Annotated in this window: 19 protein-coding genes; 13 read left to right on the top strand and 6 right to left on the bottom strand. The window is 68.7% G+C overall.

The features are described 5' to 3' along the window. Window positions 1-40 precede the first annotated feature (40 nt). Together QM728_RS11950 and QM728_RS11945 are read left to right on the top strand one after the other, a co-directional pair. A complete protein-coding gene (locus QM728_RS11950) occupies window positions 41-925 on the top strand; it encodes a DUF3558 family protein (protein WP_415032227.1) in 885 nt (294 codons plus the stop codon). Then, on the top strand, window positions 922-1458 hold the full coding sequence (locus tag QM728_RS11945; RefSeq protein WP_415032226.1) for a DUF3558 domain-containing protein: 537 nt from the start codon (window positions 922-924) through the stop codon (window positions 1456-1458). Before QM728_RS11950 ends, QM728_RS11945 begins: the two co-directional genes overlap by 4 nt. 54 nt (window positions 1459-1512) lie before the next feature. Here QM728_RS11945 and QM728_RS11940 read toward each other — a convergent pair whose 3' ends face one another. Beyond that, window positions 1513-2268, bottom strand: coding sequence for a hypothetical protein (locus QM728_RS11940; protein WP_415032225.1), 756 nt, complete (start codon window positions 2266-2268; stop codon window positions 1513-1515). Window positions 2269-2290: 22 nt separating this feature from the next. Next, window positions 2291-2701, bottom strand: a complete 411-nt coding sequence (locus QM728_RS11935; RefSeq protein WP_415032224.1) for a hypothetical protein — start codon at window positions 2699-2701, stop codon at window positions 2291-2293. 125 nt (window positions 2702-2826) lie between these two features. Between QM728_RS11935 and QM728_RS11930 the strand changes: the two genes are divergently transcribed. Both QM728_RS11930 and QM728_RS11925 read left to right on the top strand, forming a co-directional pair. After that, window positions 2827-3456: a TetR/AcrR family transcriptional regulator gene (locus QM728_RS11930; protein WP_415032223.1), complete on the top strand. Its 630-nt coding sequence runs from the start codon at window positions 2827-2829 to the stop codon at window positions 3454-3456. 11 nt (window positions 3457-3467) lie between these two features. After that, a complete protein-coding gene (locus QM728_RS11925; protein WP_415032222.1) occupies window positions 3468-4394 on the top strand; it encodes an oxygenase MpaB family protein in 927 nt (308 codons plus the stop codon). Between the two features lie 6 nt (window positions 4395-4400). On the opposite strand, the gene QM728_RS11920 is transcribed toward QM728_RS11925, so the two are convergent. Both QM728_RS11920 and QM728_RS11915 read right to left on the bottom strand, forming a co-directional pair. Continuing rightward, window positions 4401-5177 carry a site-2 protease family protein gene (locus tag QM728_RS11920; protein WP_415032221.1) on the bottom strand — a complete coding sequence of 259 codons (777 nt, stop codon included), beginning with the start codon at window positions 5175-5177 and terminating at the stop codon, window positions 4401-4403. A gap of 52 nt (window positions 5178-5229) precedes the next feature. Beyond that, window positions 5230-6051 carry an acyl-[acyl-carrier-protein] thioesterase gene (locus QM728_RS11915; protein ID WP_415032220.1) on the bottom strand — a complete coding sequence of 274 codons (822 nt, stop codon included), beginning with the start codon at window positions 6049-6051 and terminating at the stop codon, window positions 5230-5232. Between the two features lie 90 nt (window positions 6052-6141). On the opposite strand from QM728_RS11915, the gene QM728_RS11910 reads away from it, so the two are divergent. The 5 genes from QM728_RS11910 to QM728_RS11890 all read left to right on the top strand — a co-directional run bounded on the left by QM728_RS11910 (window position 6142) and on the right by QM728_RS11890 (window position 11915). After that, the gene (locus tag QM728_RS11910) at window positions 6142-7803 is read left to right on the top strand and encodes an FAD-dependent oxidoreductase (RefSeq protein WP_415032219.1); all 1662 of its coding nucleotides are present in this window, start codon (window positions 6142-6144) and stop codon (window positions 7801-7803) included. A gap of 2 nt (window positions 7804-7805) precedes the next feature. After that, the gene (locus QM728_RS11905) at window positions 7806-9062 is read left to right on the top strand and encodes a glycosyltransferase family 4 protein (RefSeq protein ID WP_415032218.1); all 1257 of its coding nucleotides are present in this window, start codon (window positions 7806-7808) and stop codon (window positions 9060-9062) included. After that, complete coding sequence (locus QM728_RS11900; RefSeq protein ID WP_415032217.1) at window positions 9063-9776, top strand: class I SAM-dependent methyltransferase; 714 nt, start codon at window positions 9063-9065, stop codon at window positions 9774-9776. Window positions 9777-9787: 11 nt separating this feature from the next. Then, entirely contained in the window at window positions 9788-10864 is a 1077-nt protein-coding gene (locus tag QM728_RS11895) for a prenyltransferase (protein WP_415032216.1), read from the top strand. Between the two features lie 193 nt (window positions 10865-11057). Further along, window positions 11058-11915 (top strand): LLM class F420-dependent oxidoreductase, encoded by an 858-nt coding sequence (locus tag QM728_RS11890; RefSeq protein WP_415032215.1) that lies wholly within the window; start codon window positions 11058-11060, stop codon window positions 11913-11915. Window positions 11916-11998: 83 nt separating this feature from the next. On the opposite strand, the gene QM728_RS11885 is transcribed toward QM728_RS11890, so the two are convergent. Further along, window positions 11999-12667 carry a class I SAM-dependent methyltransferase gene (locus QM728_RS11885; protein WP_415032214.1) on the bottom strand — a complete coding sequence of 223 codons (669 nt, stop codon included), beginning with the start codon at window positions 12665-12667 and terminating at the stop codon, window positions 11999-12001. Window positions 12668-12720: 53 nt separating this feature from the next. On the opposite strand from QM728_RS11885, the gene QM728_RS11880 reads away from it, so the two are divergent. The 4 genes from QM728_RS11880 to QM728_RS11865 are packed head-to-tail and all read left to right on the top strand — an operon-like array spanning window position 12721 to window position 15587. Further along, on the top strand, window positions 12721-13698 hold the full coding sequence (locus QM728_RS11880; RefSeq protein WP_415032213.1) for an NADPH:quinone oxidoreductase family protein: 978 nt from the start codon (window positions 12721-12723) through the stop codon (window positions 13696-13698). Then, the gene (locus tag QM728_RS11875; RefSeq protein ID WP_415032212.1) at window positions 13691-14449 is read left to right on the top strand and encodes an SDR family NAD(P)-dependent oxidoreductase; all 759 of its coding nucleotides are present in this window, start codon (window positions 13691-13693) and stop codon (window positions 14447-14449) included. Before QM728_RS11880 ends, QM728_RS11875 begins: the two co-directional genes overlap by 8 nt. 23 nt (window positions 14450-14472) lie before the next feature. Continuing rightward, entirely contained in the window at window positions 14473-14826 is a 354-nt protein-coding gene (locus QM728_RS11870; protein ID WP_415032892.1) for a nuclear transport factor 2 family protein, read from the top strand. 11 nt (window positions 14827-14837) lie between these two features. Next, on the top strand, window positions 14838-15587 hold the full coding sequence (locus tag QM728_RS11865) for an enoyl-CoA hydratase/isomerase family protein (protein ID WP_415032211.1): 750 nt from the start codon (window positions 14838-14840) through the stop codon (window positions 15585-15587). Here QM728_RS11865 and QM728_RS11860 read toward each other — a convergent pair. After that, complete coding sequence (locus QM728_RS11860) at window positions 15571-16479, bottom strand: amidohydrolase family protein (protein WP_415032210.1); 909 nt, start codon at window positions 16477-16479, stop codon at window positions 15571-15573. The genes QM728_RS11865 and QM728_RS11860 overlap by 17 nt on opposite strands. Between the last annotated feature and the right edge of the window lie 196 nt (window positions 16480-16675).

Raw genomic sequence — 16675 nt, 5'->3', positions numbered from 1 at the left:
GCCGGCACTCGACCACCGAGGCAACAGCTACCCTGAATCCATGGCCACTCGAGTTGACTCCTGGATCTGGTCGATCCGGCTCACCAAGACGCGCTCGGCAGCCGGCGCCGCCTGCCGCGGCGGGCACGTGCGCGTCAACGGCGCTACCGCCAAGCCCGCCCAGGTCATCACCGTCGGCGACGAGGTGCGCGTGCGGATCGGCGGTCGCGAGCGGATCGTCGAGGTCGCCAAAGAGGTGTCCAAGCGCGTCTCGGCCCCGATCGCGGCCACCTGCTTCATCGACAAGAGCCCGCCACCGCCGTCGAAGGAAATCTTGGCGAGCCAGCCCCGTCGCGACCGCGGCGCCGGCCGGCCCACCAAGCGCGAGCGCCGCGAACTCGACCGCTTGCGCACCGCGCCGCTGCTGGCGCTGGTGGCCGCGCTGATGCTCGTCGTCGCGGCTTGTGGCGGCAAGGACGACGGCGGGGTGAAGACCGACAAGAACGGTGTTCCGCAGGCGCCCGGCGCGGCCGGCGAAGGTCCGTACTTCGGCGAGTGCGGCGGCGTCAGCACCGAAGAGGTCATGCAGATCACCGGCTTCCCCGCGCTGAAGAACACCGTGAACAACACGTCGTCGTGCGAGTGGACGGCCAACAACTTCCGCACCGGCGCCGTCGCGTCGTTCAACTGGTACCGCGGCTCGCCCATCGACCGCGAGCGCGCCACCGAGCAGCTCTCCCGCGCGGTCACCCAGGACATCGACATCAAGGGCAACAAGGGCTTCATCGCCTGGGACCAGACGATCTGCGAGATCGGCATCGGCTTCGGCGCCGACTTCTTCGAGTGGTCGGTCCGCGCCGACGCCGAGTCGAACACCCCGACCGAGACGATCTGCAACGCCACCAAGCGGCTCGCGTCCATGTCGATCGAAAGGTCGCAGAAATGAACCACTTTCGACGGGCCGCACTCCTCGCCGCCGCGGTGGCGACGACCATCGGCGTCGCCGGCTGCACGACCAACGGCACCGCCTACCCCGAGGGCAAGGTGAAGAAGCCGGGCCAGGTCAACACCGACAAGTTCGACAAGCTCACCCTCGAGTGCTCGCTGCTCAACCCGATGCAGATCGGCAAGGCCGTCGGCGGCGCCGTCGCGTCGCCGGGCTTCAACGGCGCCATCTGCCGCTGGACGCTGTTCGGCGCCCCGCCCACGACGGTCACATTCAACTGGTTCGAGTGGGGCACCGTCTCCGCCGAGCAGAAGACCGCCAAGAAGATGGGCTACCAGACCGAGAACGTGAAGATCAACGGCATCACCGCGTTCAAGCAGACCAAGTCCGACCGCAACATCTGCGGCGTGACCGCCAAGGCGCCCAGCCGCGGCATCTACACCTGGTTCGTCGAGACCCCCGGGGGACGCGGTGGCGACCCCTGCGACGGCGCGACCAAGCTCATGGAACTGGTGCTGAAGACGAGCGCCTGATGGCCGCGCCGCCGCCCGAATGTGGGCACCCCGCTCGACGACGCGAAGTAGGCGCTACTTGTTGACGTAGGGGTTCAGGACACTCTGGATGCTGGCCGAGTCCGGCTCGGTGTGCAGCCGGTTGTCCTCGGCCTTGCCGCGGACCATCGTGATGAACGGGCAGTTCTTCTCGCGGCTGCCGTCGACGGAGATGTCGGCGACCTTCTTGCCGGTGCGAGCCTCGACGAGCTTGCCCTTGTAGCGCCCCTGGTACACCGGCATCGTGCCCTTGTTGAACTCGCAGTCGTCGACCTTGTCGCCCGAGCTCACGTCGTTGAAGCAGGCCACCAGCTGCACGGCCTTGGCGTTCTGGGTGTCGTAACCGGGCGGGGTGTTGCCGGTGATGCGCACCTGCCGCAGACCGGAGGCATCCGTTCCGCTGCGCGCGAAGACGGCGGTGGGGTGCGGTCCGTCGCCGGTGTACGGCGCAGCGTCGCGGAAGTAGGTGGGTGCCCTGCCGCAGACCTTGGACAAGTCCGCGCTGTACTTCAGGTCTTCGGTCGACGCCTTGGCGGCGAAGAAGGTCCAGTACAGGGAGTAGACGAGTCCGACGGCGAGCAGCGCGGCGCCCGCGCGAACGGCAGTCTGTGCGGTCGAACTGAGCTGGAGCGGTTGACCGCTGCGGCCGGCGCGCGCGGACATGACGAGCCACGCGATCAGCGCGATGGCCACGAGCGCGAAGACGAGCCCGGGGATCACCCCGCCGCGCTTGAACGACAGGAACGAGAACACGCCCGACGCGAGGGCGAGGATGATGGCGAAACGAAGCATGACGTCTGCCTGCCGCTCGCGACTACGAGCCGAAGGGCCCGGTGCGCGTCAGGCGGACCCAACTGCTGGGGTTGACGGAGTCCGGGCCGGTGATCGAGGTGCCGGTGATCATCAGGTTCCACACGTTGCTGCGGCAGCGCACCGAGTGGCGGACGTGGGCGAACACGCGGACCTGCGGACCCGATCGACCGATCTCGCGCCACTGGGCGGCGCACACGCCCGGCAGGACGATCGTGCCGCGCAGCGGGCGCGACCGGGTCACCGTGAGGTAGGCGGAGTTGACCTGGATGGGCCACACCACGACGCCGCTCCACCGGCCGCGGAGGTCGGGAGCTGCATCGGCGACCGCCGGCTGGACGGCCGTGATGATCGCACCCGAGGCGAGTGCGGCGGCTGCGGCGGCACCGAGGCGCTTGGACTTGGTGTTCTGCATGTGGGGGTCTCCATCCGGGGTGCGAGATCGAAGGCGGTCAGCGTCATGCTGACACAGGAGTCGCGGCCGTCGCGGATGAACGTGAATCCTTCACAAGTGTAGGAAAATGGGTCTACGGTTGATTCGTGACCGTTGCAACTCCCGCGCGCAAGACCCGAGCGGCACACCTGGGCCCCGACCGGCGACGCCCGCTGGTGCTCGACGCGGCGCTGCGGATCGCGGTGGACGAGGGGTTCGCCGCGGTCAGCATTGCGTCCCTCGCGTCGTCGATGGGGGTCACCCGCCCGGTGGTGTACTCCTGCTTCCCCGACCGCGGGACGATCGTCGGCGCGCTCCTCGAGCGTGAAGTCGACCTACTGCTCGGCTCGACCCTCGAAGCGCTGCACTCGGCGACCGGAGCGGACCCCGATCAGGTCTTCGTCCACGGCTATCGCGCCCTGCTCACGACCGTCGCGGAGCGACCCGACTCGTGGCGCCTCGTCTTCGACTCCGACGCCGACCCGGAAACGACGCGACGCGTCGCCGAGGCGCGGGCCGTCGTCTTCGACGCGTCGACCCGTTGGATCGCGCCCGCACTGGAGAAGTGGTGGGGGACCGCCGATCTCGACCGCAAGCTGCCCGCCCTCATCGAGCTGTTCGTCTCGTCGTGTGAAGGGGCAGTGCGGGTGATGCTCGACCCCGCCAACGACCTCGCCGTCGACGACCTGGCCCCGCTCTACGGCCGCATGATGTCCGCCGCCTATCGGGCTGCGTAAGGAGACCGACCATGTTCACCCTTGCCGACTACCGCACGACCGACTACGGGTTCTTCGGCCCTGAATCGCTCTCATGGAAGCTCTGGACCCACCCGACCGCGCTCATCGCCTTCCAGCGCGCCGTCGTCCTCGAGCACTTCGATCCGGCACTGGCCGCGGCCGTCGCCGACATGGGCGGCATCTACGACGACCCGCAGCGACGGCTCGATGCGACGCTCGCCTACTTCATCACCGTCGCCACCGCCGACTCCAAGACGGCGATCGAGGCCTCCGAGCACCTCATGGGCGTGCATGCCAAGGCCACGGGCATCGAGCCGCTCTCGGGCAAGCGCTACAGCGCCAACAACCCCGCGTCGCAGCTGTGGATCCACGTGACCGGCTGGCACTCGGTTCTCAAGTGCTACGAGGTGTACGGGTCCGGCCCGCTCTCCGACGAGGAGGTCCGCCAGTACTGGGCCGAATCGCGCATCGCCGCCGAGCTGCAAACGTGCGACCCGGCCGACGTCCCGGCGGACCGCGACGAGGTTCGCGAGTACTTCGAGCGCGTACGGCCGGGCCTGGCCGTCAGCGAACGCGCGCTGCGCGGCATGCACTACCTGTTGCGCACCGACCACCACGCCAACCTGCGACTGCGCCTGGCCAGTCGGGTCATGGCGCCGGCCGCGATCGCCACCCTGCCCAAGTGGATGCGCGAGATGGGGCAGTTCGACCAGCCCGGCATCGTCGACGCCGGCTGGCGGCAGCCGACGAGGGCCGCGGTGCGGATGTCGACGAATCCGGTGGCTGCGGCACTGGTCATCCGGCCGTTCTCACCGATGGTGTCGAAGGCGCTGCGGGCGCATCGAAAAGCGTCGACGCCGATCCGGCCCGTCGTCGTCACGCCGGCCGAAGCCCGTGAGCGCTACGGGAGGCTGGGCCACCGGACCGCGACCGTGTAGCGCGGTCTACGCCCAGAACATGAACAGGTCGCGGCCCTCGCTGACCAGGCGCCACGGGGTGCCGAACAGCTGGACGACGTCGTAGATCCCGGTGAAGAACGCCTGGTTGACCGCGGGGATGAGGATCAGCGCGAAGATGATCAGGAACCCGTAGGGCGCGATCTTCGCCGCCGACTGCCGCGCGCCCGGCGAGAGCCACGGCTCGATCACGCCGTAACCGTCGAACCCGGGCATCGGGATGATGTTCAGAATCGCGGCGGTGATCTGCAGGAAGCCCAGGAAGGCGACGGCGGCCGCCAGGTTCGACTGCTCGTCGAGGAACGGCACCGCGATGAGCAGGACCGCGCCGAGGATCAGGTTGGTCAGCGGCCCGACCGCGGACACGATCGAGCGCTGCGCCTTGGTGAAGCCCTGCGTGTGCAGGTACACCGCCCCGCCGGGGAAACCGATGCCGCCCATCAGGATGATCAGGATCGGCAGGCCGATCGACAGTCCCGGGTGGGTGTACTTCAACGGGTTGAGCGTCAGGTAGCCGCGCGAGTCGACCGAGTGGTCGCCGTAGCGGAACGCGGTGAAGGCGTGCGCGAACTCGTGCAGGCACAGGGAGATCACCCAGCCGGCCAGGATGAACACGACTGCGCCCGTGGTCGCGAGGGTCGTCCGCTCCGATCCGCTCTGGATCAGCATCCCGATGCCGAAGCCGAGCGCGATGATCAGGCACAGGAACACCGATCCGGGTTTCACGGACTTCAGGGCCTGGAGGGTGGGGGTGGGAGTGCTCATGTTGGTCTTTCGGCTTGCGGGGTCTCGATACAAATTCTCGCTGCGCTCGAATTCACTCGACCACCGTGGGGGCTGGCCCGACGGACATGGTGGCGGCGACCTTCTGTTCGCCGTCGTCGTCCATCAGCATCCAGAGGGTCAGGGTGTCGCCGTCGCGCAGACGGCGGATCATCAGGCGGTGGCCGGGCTGGATGGGCCGCATGTACTCGATGATCATCCGGTGCGGGCCCTCGACGAGGTCGGGGTGGTCGATCAATTCGTCCTCGAGCACTTCCAGGTACGCGGCGTTGTTGAGGTGCTTGAACGGATCGAAGTCGGTCGCGCGCAGGACGTGCTCGCGGTCGGGCGCGCTGCCGGCGTCGGGCGCCTTCTCCGGGTTCATCGCCTTCCAGCGCAACCGGTGTTCGTCGGTCATCGAGCTCAACATCTCGAACGCCTCGTCGGAGATGCGCGACGGCATGCCTTGGTCGTTGACGTTGATCCAGAAGCCCTCGGTCTCGATCAGGCCCGGCTCCCGCTCGTCGGGGTTGAACAGGTTGGTCTCGTGGTCGGCGGTCATCGTCACGCGCATGTTGGTCCACCGCGTCGACGCCGCGCCGCACCAGCGCTGCGCGGTCACCGTCCCGGGCCACGAGAACGGGCGGATCACGTCGATGATCGTGCGCCGCACGATCCAGAACGGATCGGTCTTGGTGAAGTCCGTCGCGTCGATGTTGTCGTTGGCGATGTCCTGCAGATAGCGGGCCGCGGAGTCGAGTCGCACGCGCATGTTCTGGTCCACATCACCGGTGCGGATGCGGTACTGCGCCTCGAAGAACCGGCCGCCGTCCTTGCGCGTCGAGAGGGGCTCGGGGGTGGGGGTGGTGGCGGTCACGATCTCCCTTATGGATAGGCCCGAATCGGTGCGCTAGAGTTGGAGTGAACTAGAACACGTTCTACCTGACGACCCGCGAGGTATCCCCAGATGGCGCACGTTATCACTCGGCCGTGCTGCAACGATGGCAGCTGCGTAAGCGTCTGCCCGGTCAACTGTATCCACCCGACGCCCGATGAGCCGGAGTTTCTCACCGCCGAGCAGCTCTACATCGACCCGGAGACCTGCATCGACTGTGGTGCCTGCATCGACGAGTGCCCCGTCGAGGCCATCTTCCCCGACGACCAGCTCGACGAAAAAGACGAGCCCTACCTGCAGATCAACGCGGACTACTACAAGGACCACGACGTCGACGGCGGTCTGGTCCCGCCGAAGAAGGCCCCGCCGATGCCGGCCGACAAGGAGCTGCACGTCGCGATCGTCGGTGCCGGCCCCGCCGCGCTGTACGCCGCCGACACCCTCGTCAAGAAGGCGCAGGTGACCGTCGACGTCTTCGACCGCCTGCCCACCCCGCACGGCCTGGTCCGCTTCGGCGTCGCCCCCGACCACGCGCCCACCAAGCTCGTCGAGCGCGGCTACCTCTCGACGGCCAACAAGAAGAACTTCAACTACTTCCTCAACTGCGAGGTCGGCAAGGACATCACCCACGACGAGCTGATGGAGCGCTACCACGCCGTCGTGTACGCCGTCGGCGCCGCGACGGACCGTCGTCTCGACATCCCCGGCGAGGAGCTGCCCGGCTCGATCTCGGCCACCGAGTTCGTCGCCTGGTACAACGGCCACCCGGACTTCGTCGACCTCGACGTCGACCTGTCCAGCGAGCGGGCCGTCGTCGTCGGCAACGGCAACGTCGCGCTCGACGTCGCGCGCATCCTGGTCACCGACCCCGACGTGCTCGCCAAGACCGACATCTCCGAGCACGCGCTCGCCAAGCTGCGCGAGTCGAACATCAACGAGGTCGTCATCCTCGGCCGCCGCGGCATCGCCCAGGGCGCCTACACCAACAGCGAGTTCCTCGCGCTCGGCGACGTCGAGGGCGTCGACGTCATCATCGAGCCCGACGAGCTCACCCTGGACCCGGAGTCCGAGGCCGCGGGCGACGACATCGACTCGACCATCGGCACCAAGATCCGCCTCGCGCAGGAGTTCGCCGACCGCCCGACGACCGACGGCAACAAGCGAATCGTGTTCCGGTTCCTCTCGTCGCCGCTGGAGCTCGAGGGCGACGGCAAGGTCACGTCGATGACCGTGTCGCGCAACGAGTTCGCCGACGGTGGCTCGGTGACCCGCACCGGCGAGACCTACGACATCGAGACCGGCCTGGTGCTGCGCTCGATTGGCTACAAGGGCCACGCCGAGGCCGTGCCCGACCTGCCCTTCGACGACGCTCGCGGCGTCGTGCCCAACGACGACGGTCGTGTGCTGCACGGCGACGACCCGATGACCGGCGTCTACGTCACCGGCTGGATCAAGCGCGGCGCGACCGGCGGCATCGGCCGCAACCGCCTGTGCGGCGAGGAGACCGCCGAGGCCGTCATCGCCGACTTCATCGACGAGAAGCTAGCCGAGCCGACGGCGTCGCGCGACGAGGTCGAGAAGCTCGTCGTCGACCGCGGCGTCAACCTGATCGATCTGGAGGGGTGGAAGCGGATCGACGCCGCCGAGAAGGCCGCCGGCCGCGAATCCGGGCGCCCGCGCGTCAAGTTCACCGACTTGGCCGCGCTCGAGGCCGCTGCGGAATCGGCGGAGTAGCCGTGCGGATTGCACTGTTGTCCTATCGGAGCAAGCCGCACTGCGGCGGCCAGGGCGTCTACGTCCGGCACCTTTCGCGCGAACTCGCGCTGCTGGGCCACGACGTCGAGGTCTTCTCCGGCCAGCCCTACCCCGACCTTGACCAGGCCGCGCTCGACGCCGGCGTGCGCCTGACCAAGGTGCCCAGCCTCGACCTCTACGGCGAGCCCGAACCGTTCCGCACGCCGCGCCCGAGCGAGTACCGCGACTGGATCGACCTCATCGAGGTCGGGCAGATGTGGACCGCCGCCTTCGGTGAGCCGTTGACGTTCAGCCTGCGCGTCGCGCGACTGCTGGAGGGCCGCAAGGGCGACTTCGACGTCGTGCACGACAACCAGTGCCTCGGCTACGGCCTGCTGAAGGTGCCCAAGATGGGCTTCCCGCTCGTCGCGACGATCCACCACCCGATCACGCGCGACCGAACCCTGGCCATCAAGGCGGCCAAGGGCTGGCGCAAGATCACCGCCGCCCGCTGGCACTCCTTCCTGGCGATGCAGGGCCGCGTCGCCCGCCGCATCCCGGTGCTGCTGACCGTGTCCCGCTCCAGCGAGGTCGACACCCGCAAGGCGTTCAACATCCCCGCCGGCCGGATCGAGACGATCCCGCTGGGCGTCGACACCGAACTCTTCGCGCCCGGTGCGTCGCGCGTCCCCGGCCGCGTGGTGTGCGTGGCGAGCGCCGACGCCCCGCTCAAGGGCGTGTCGTACCTGCTGGAGGCCATCGCGAAGGTCGCCGCCGAGCGACCCGTCGAACTGACCCTGGTGTCCAAGCTCGACCCGACCGGACCGTCGGCCCGGCTCATCGAGCAGCTGTCGATCCGCGACAACGTGCGCGTCGTCAACGGCCTCGACGACGAAGAGCTGGCCCAGCTGCTCGCGTCGGCGCAGGTCGCCGTCGTGCCGTCGCTGTACGAGGGCTTCTCGCTGCCGGCCGTCGAGGCCATGAGCTGCGGGACCGCGCTGATCGCCACCCGCGCCGGAGCGATCCCCGAGGTCGTCGGCGAGGGCGAGGGCGCCGGTGGCGTCCTGGTGCCGCCGCACGACTCCGGTGCCATCGCGCAGGAGCTGCTGCGGCTGCTCGACGACGACCGGGCGCGCGAGGCGCTCGGTGCCGCCGGTCGCAAGCGCGCCGAAGAGAACTACAGCTGGGCCGCGGTCGCCGTGAAGACGGTCGCCGCGTACCAGAAGGCCATCGACCAGACCGTCAAAGGGGACGACTAAATGCTGACAGTGGACTTCGACAAGCTCGGCGTCGGGCCCGGCACCACCGCGATCGACATCGGTGCCGGCCAGGGGCGCCACTCGTTCGAGATGTTCCGCCGCGGCGCCGACGTCATCGCCTTCGACCAGTCCGAGTCGGACATGACCGACGTCGGCACCATGTTCGACGCGATGATCGCTGAGAAGCAGGTCCCCGCGTCGGCGAAGGCGCGCGCCGAGGTCGGCGACGCCCTGCACCTGCCCTACGGCGACGACTCCTTCGACGTCGTGCTGATGTCGGAGATCCTCGAGCACGTCCCCGCCGACGAGGCCGCCATCGCCGAGATGGTCCGCATCCTCAAGCCGGGCGGCAAGGCCGCGGTCACCGTGCCGCGCTACTGGCCGGAGAAGGTCTGCTGGGCGCTGTCGGACGAGTACCACGAGGTCGAGGGCGGGCACGTCCGCATCTACAAGGCGTCGGAACTGGCCGACAAGCTCGAAGCCGCCGGCCTGAAGGTCACCGGTACTGGCCACGCCCACGCGCTGCACGCGCCGTACTGGTGGATCAAGTGCGCCGTCGGCGTCGACAACGAGGACAACCTGCTGGTGAAGGGCTACCACAAGCTGCTGGTGTGGGACATGCTCAAGGCGCCCAAGCTGACGCGCGGCGCGGAGAAGGCCCTCAACCCGCTGGTCGGCAAGTCGGTCATCCTCTACCTGGAAAAGCCCGCCTAGGCTTGAGCCCCGTGGCCCAGCTTCCCGAACTGCCCGGCGTCCTGAGCGCGGATCAGGTCGCGGCGACCGGTGCCGCCATCGCGGCGATGCAGGAGCCGTCAGGCGCCCTGCCGTGGTTCCCCGGCGGCAAGACCGACCCGTGGGACCACGTCGAATCGGCGATGGCGCTGTCGATCACCGGGCACCTGGACGAAGCCGTCGCGGCCTATCGGTGGTCCGCCCAGACGCAGCGACCCGACGGCGCCTGGCCGATCGAATTCCAGCAGGGGCGCGTCGTCGACCCGAACGTCGACTCGAACTTCTGCGCGTACATCGCCGTCGGCGTCTGGCACCACTACCTCGTCACCGGCGACACCGACTTCCTCGCCGAACTCTGGCCGACGGTCCGCACCGGCATCGACCTCGTGCTTCGCTTCGCGCGCGACGACGGCGCCTTCCGCTGGGCCGCCGACGGGACGAGTCTGGAGATGTTCGACGAGGCGCTGCTGACCGGCAACGCCTCGATCCTGCAGTCGCTGGACTGTGCCGTGCGGATCGCCGAGGTCATGTCCGACGCGTCAGCGGTCTCCCGCTGGTCCGCCGCGCAGGCGAAGCTGGGCCGCGCGTTCGCGTCGGCGTACTCCGACGTCCTCGGTGCGCCGCTGGGTGTGCGACCGGGGGTGTTCGAGCCGCCGTCGTCGCACTCGATGGACTGGTACTACCCGGTCTTGGGCGGCGGCGTTCGCGGCGAGGTCGCGGGGGAGTTGATCGACCTGCGCTGGGACGAGTTCGTTGTGCCGGGCAAGGGCATCCGCTGCATCGACCACCGTCCGTGGGTGACCGGCGCGGAGACGTCGGAGCTGGCGATCGCCCTGGAGGCGCTGGGGCGCGTCGACGAGGCGTCGACGCTCGTCGACGACATCGGGCACCTGCGCGATCCCGACGGTTCCTACTGGACCGGACTCGTCTTCGCCGACGGCAAGCGCTGGCCGGTCGAGAAGAGCTGCTGGACGTCGGCCGCGGTACTGCTGGCCGTCGACGCCATCTCGCGGGCGACCCCGGGCAACGGCGTCTTCCGCGACGTGCGCCAGTCCGTCGTCGTCCCCTGAGTTTCGACGTCGGCTGCGGGGTCTCGATACACCGACTCGGCTAGCGCCTCGTCGGCACTCGACCACCATCTCCGGTGGTCGAGTGAATTCGAGCGCAGCGAGAGTTTGTATCGAGACCCCGCAAGCCGGCATGCCACCGCACTAGAACGTGTTACAGTTCTTGCCAACTAGACACCTGTCCAGGAGGCCTCCGATGGAGTTTGGAATCGTGCAGTTCACCAGCGACCGCGGCTTGAAGCCGCAGGTCCTGGCCCCGTTGATCGAGAAGGCCGGCTTTGCGTCGTACTTCGTGCCCGAGCACGGGCACATCCCGACCCGTCGAGACACCGCGCACCCGGGCACCGGCACCGCCGAACTGCCCGACGACCGCTACATGCGCACCCTGGACCCGTGGACGACGTTGGCCGCGGCTGCCGCGGTCACCGAGAAGCTCCGTCTGGCGACGGCCGTCGCGCTCCCGGTGCAGTCGGACCCGATCACGCTCGCCAAGACGCTGGCCACCCTCGACCACATCTCGGACGGTCGCCTGACCCTCGGCGTCGGCTTCGGTTGGAACCTCGACGAGCTGGCCGACCACAACGTCCCGCCGAAGCGCCGTCGCACGATGCTGCGCGAGTACCTCGAGGCGATGCGCGCGCTGTGGACCGAGGAAGAGGCCGAGTTCGACGGCGAGTTCGTGAAGTTCGGGCCGAGCTGGGCGTGGCCGAAGTCGACGCAGAAGAGGATCCCGGTCCTCGTCGGCGCCGCCGGCAACGAGAAGAACTTCAAGTGGATCGCCCGCAGCGCCGACGGCTGGATCACCACCCCCGGCGAGGCCGACATCGAGGACTCGATCGTCCTGCTCAAGAAGATCTGGAGCGAGGCCGGCCGCGACGGCGACCCGCAGATCGTCGTCCTCGACTTCAAGCCGGTCCCCGAGAAGCTGGAGAAGTGGCGCGACCTCGGCGTCACCACCGTCCTGTACGGCCTGCCCGACGACACCGTCGAGCGCGCCTCGGGCTACCTCGCGAAGCTGGCCGGCAAGCTCGGCCTCACGCCGGTCTCCGCCTAGCCGCGACAAACCCGACTCTGCGTGACAAGACCCGACACCGATCAGTGTCGGGTCTTGCTACGCACAGTCGGGTTTGCGGAGGGCTAAGCCGACTTGATGCGTCGCAGCACGCGCAGCGACCCCGTCGCCGAGACTTCCTCGAATAGTCCGCCGTCGAGCGCCTGGCGGTAGATCTCGTAGGGCGGGCGACCGCCGTCGGCGGGATCGGGGAAGACGTCGTGGATGAACAGTCCGCCGCCGACGCGCACGAACGGCGACCAGCCGTCGAAGTCGTTCTGCGCGGCCTCCATCGAGTGGCCGCCGTCGATGAAGACGAAGTCGACCTCGCGACCCCACATGCGCGCGCCCATCGTCGACGACGCGATCACCCCGACGACGGTCTTCTCCAGCCCCGCGTCCCACATCGTCCGGCGGAACCGTGCCGACGTGTCGAGGGTGCCCGCGTGCGGGTCGACGAGCGAGGTGTCGTGGTACTCCCAGCCGGGCTGGTGCTCTTCGGAACCGCGGTGGTGGTCGACGGTCGCGAGCAGCGCGTCGTGGGCTTCGGCCATCGCGCCGAGGAAGACCGTCGACTTGCCGCAGTACGTGCCGATCTCCACGCCCAGCCCGACCGAATCTGGTTGGGAGAGAAAGGATCCCGCTGCCTCGTGCAGCGCGAGCGCCTCGTCGAGGGGGAGAAAGCCGGGGGCCTGGTCGGCGACGTCGAGGCGGGCTCGGCTCAGCGTCGACGGGAGGGTCGTCGGGGATTCCATGCAGTGATCGTAACCGGAACTGAAACACGTTCTACACGCGTAGGCTCAGCGGCATGAAGGCTCAAGTACTGCGCGAGGAAACCGGACCGGGCGGGCTCGAGCTCGTCGACGTCGACGACCCGAAGGCCGGACCCGGTCAATACCTCATCGACATCAAGGCGTGCGGCGTCTGCTTCCCCGACCTGCTGATGAGTCAGGGCCTCTACCAACTGCGCCCGCCGCTGCCGTTCACGCCGGGCACCGAGGTCGCCGGGGTGGTGCGCGAGGCGCCCGACGGCGGCCAATACCGGGTCGGCGACAAGGTGCTCGTCTTCGCCGGGATCGGCGGCTTCGCCGAGCAGATGGTCGCCGTGCCCGAGCAGATGTTGCCGCAGCCGGCCGGCCTGACCTTCGCCGAGGGCGCGGCGATGGGCATCAACTTCCAGACCGCGCTCTTCGCGCTGAAGCTGCGCGCGCACACCGCACCCGGCGAGGTCGTCGGGGTGCTCGGTGCGGCCGGGGGAGTGGGCGCCGCGTCGATCCGTGTCGCCAAGGAGATGGGCGCCAAGGTCATCGCCATCGTGCACCGCACCGGTGCGGAGACGATGTTGCGCGACGCGGGCGCCGACGAGGTCGTCCAGCTCGAGGAGGGCTGGGGCGCCAAGGTCAAGGAGCTCTCCGACGGCGGCGTCGACGTCCTCATCGACCCGGTCGGCGGCGACGTCTTCGACGACGCGCTGCGCACCGTCGCCCCCGATGGCCGCTACGTCGTGATCGGCTTCGCGGCGGGCGGCATCCCGACCGTCAAACTCAACCGCGTCCTGTTCCGCAACATCGACATCGTCGGCGCCGCGTGGGGCGAGTACATCCGCACCCACCAGGGCGTCCCGGCGATGCTGCACGACGAGCTGACCGAGATGATCGCCGACGGCATGCGCCCACCCGCCGACGTCACCTACTCGCTGGCCGAGCTGCCCCGGGCGCTGCAGGACCTCGCCGACGGCAAGGTGCTCGGCAAGGCCGTCGTCGTGATGGGTGGCGACGATGAGTAGGCGCGCACTCGTTGTCGGCGGCGCGTCGGGAATCGGCCTGTCGACGCTCCGCGCGCTCCGCCTGCAGGGCGACGAGGTGATCGTCGCCGACGTCAACGGCGAGGCGGCCGACCAGGTCGCCGCCGAACTCGGCGACGGCGTCACCGCACTCACGATGGACGTCACCGACGAGGCGTCGGTACAGCAGGGCTTCGAGTCCGCCGGCAAGCTCGACGTCGTCGTGAACTGCGCCGGACTGTCCATCCCGGGCGCCATCACCGAACTCGAACTCCAGGGCTGGCAGACGACGATCGACGTCTGCCTCACCGGCACCTTCCTGGTCCTCAAGCACGCCGGCCGCGTCATCGCCGACGGCGGCTCGATCGTGTGCATCTCCTCGCTCAACGGCCGCCAGCCCGGTGCCGGCATGGCGTCGTACTGTGCGGCGAAGGCGGGTGTGACGATGCTCGTCGAGGTCGCCGCGCTGGAGATGGCCGAGCGCGGCGTGCGCGTCAACGCCGTCCAACCGGGCCTCGTCGACACCCCGCTGACCGAGGGCATCAACGTGATCCCCGGCCTGCGCGAGGACTACCTGGAGAACACCCCGCTCGGCCGTGCGGGGACGCCGGAGGACATCGCCGAGCTGATCGTCTTCCTGGCGTCGGACAAGTCGTCGCTCATCACCGGCGCCGCCTTCGACATCAACGGCGGGGCCCATCTGCAGCGCTATCCCGACGTGCTCGGCAAGGTGCGCGCGCTGATGAACCCGTGACTGCCAAAGACCTGCTCGTCGAGATGTTCGAGCAGATGGTCGTGCGCAAGGACGCCACGCTCATCGAGCGCTACTACGACCCCGACTTCGAGCTCTACACCAACGGCGAGGTGCAGACCTACGACGAGTACGCGGCTGGCCACCGGCGCGTCTACGCCACCGACATCACCTACCGGGTGGAGTACGACGACGACGCGTGGGTCGTCGGCGACGACCGCGTCGCCGGACGCGTCTGGATCACCACGCAACTTCCCGACGAGAAGCCGACCAAGATCGAGGTCGTGCTGATCGCCGCCTACCGGGACGGTCGGCTCTACCGGCTCTGGGAACTCACGTGGCCGGACTGGTCCCGACTGCAAGCCTTCGACGAGTACTGATTGGTGAAACCATGCTGACCATTGAGAACGACGGACACGTCCGCACGCTGACGCTCAACCGGCCGGATGCGCTCAACGCGTTCAACGAAGCGCTCTACGACGCGACGACGCGCGCCCTCCTCGACGCCGCCGACGATCCCGAGGTCTCCGTCGTCCTCATCACCGGCGCGGGCCGCGCGTTCTCCGCGGGCACCGACCTCGTGGAGATGCAGGCGCGCACCACCGACCCCGACTTCCAACCCGGCGAATACGGCTTCCCCGGCCTCGTCGACGCCCTCGCCGCCTTCCCGAAGCCGCTCATCGTCGCGATCAACGGACTGGGCCTCGGTATCGGCACGACGATCATCGGGTTCGCCGACCTGGTGTTCATGTCCAGCGAGGCCAAGCTCAAGTGCCCGTTCACCGCGCTCGGCGTCGCACCCGAGGCGTCGTCGTCGTTCCTCATGCCGGCGCTCATCGGTCGACAGAACGCGGCGTGGCTGCTGATGTCGTCGGAGTGGGTGATGGCCGACGAGGCGCAGCGCATGGGCCTGGTGTTCGCCGTCTGCGAGCCCGACGACCTGATGGCCGAGGCGCGCCGCCACGCCGACGTGCTGGCCGCCAAGCCGCTCGCCAGCCTGATGGCGGTGAAGGAGACGATGGTCGGGCCGGTCGCCGATCAGGTCCGTGCCGCGAAGGAGGCCGAAGCCGCCTGGTTCATGAAGCTCATGGGCGGCGGCGCCAACGGCGAGGCGCTCGCCCAGTTCACGAAGAAAGACTGAACAGATCGGCGCCGTTGCGGTAGAGCACCCGGCGCAGCCAGTCATCGCCCAGGTCCAGCCGGATCAGCGACTCGATCGCGTGCCCGTAGGGGTACGGGATGTTCGGGTAGTCCGATCCCCAGTAGACCTTCTCCGCCAGGTCCTTCACCCGCGGCAGCAGGTTGCGCGGGTATGGCGCGCCCTGCTCGGCGAAGTCGGTGAAACTCATCGTCGTGTCGAGCCCGACGTTCTCGTGCTGCTCCGCGATTTCTAGGAAGTCCGCGTACTCGGTGGTCCCCATGTGCGCGATGATCAGCCGCAGCTTCGGGAACTGACGCAGGACGTCGACGACGGGCCCCGGGCCGGTGTACCGACCGGGTGCCGGACCGGAACCGCAATGAATGACGACGGGGAGGTCGGCCTCCTCGATCAGTCCCCACACGTCGGTGAGCAACGGGTCGGCGGGGGAGAAGTCGCCGACCTGTACGTGGACCTTGAAGACGCGTGTGCCCGCCTCGATCGCGGCGCGCGTGTAGTCCGCGGCTCCGGGCTCGGGGTAGAACGTCGACGTGTGCAGGCAGCGGGGCTGCTGCGCCGCGAAGTCGACGGCCCACGCGTTCAGCCACGCCGCCATCTCGGGTTTGTGCGCGTAGATCATCGACGTGAACGCGCGCACCCCGAACGCGTCGAGGCCGTCGACGCGGACCTGCTCGTCGGCGCGGTAGGTGATCGGCCAGTCGCGGCCGAGCTGCGGTCCGACCGAGTCGAAGAACGCCCACACCTTGTCCAGGACGTTGCGCGGCATGAAGTGCGTGTGGACGTCGACCAGACCGGGGAGATCCAGCGCCTGCCACAGCCGGCGCACCCGCTCGGCCTCGGCGGCGGAGAACGGCGCGACGTCGTCGGTGCACATGGGTTTCAGGGTATCGGCGAGGTGATCGGGGCGGTGGTAAGCGCTTCTCGGTTACCCGGGGGAATCGGCTTTATGAGCCCGTTCGACGCCCAGGCGAAGCGTCGGAAACAGCCACCCATGCGCCAACACTGATGGTCTGGAACATCAATTCTCGGAAACAAAACGCCGAGTTGCTGTTGCGGATCCCGCTGTAGTC

The organism is Gordonia sp. (in: high G+C Gram-positive bacteria), assembly GCF_047602025.1.
Lineage (GTDB): Bacteria > Actinomycetota > Actinomycetes > Mycobacteriales > Mycobacteriaceae > Gordonia.
Note: the sequence above shows the minus strand (reverse complement) of the source record. Positions and strands in the feature narration are given on the sequence as shown.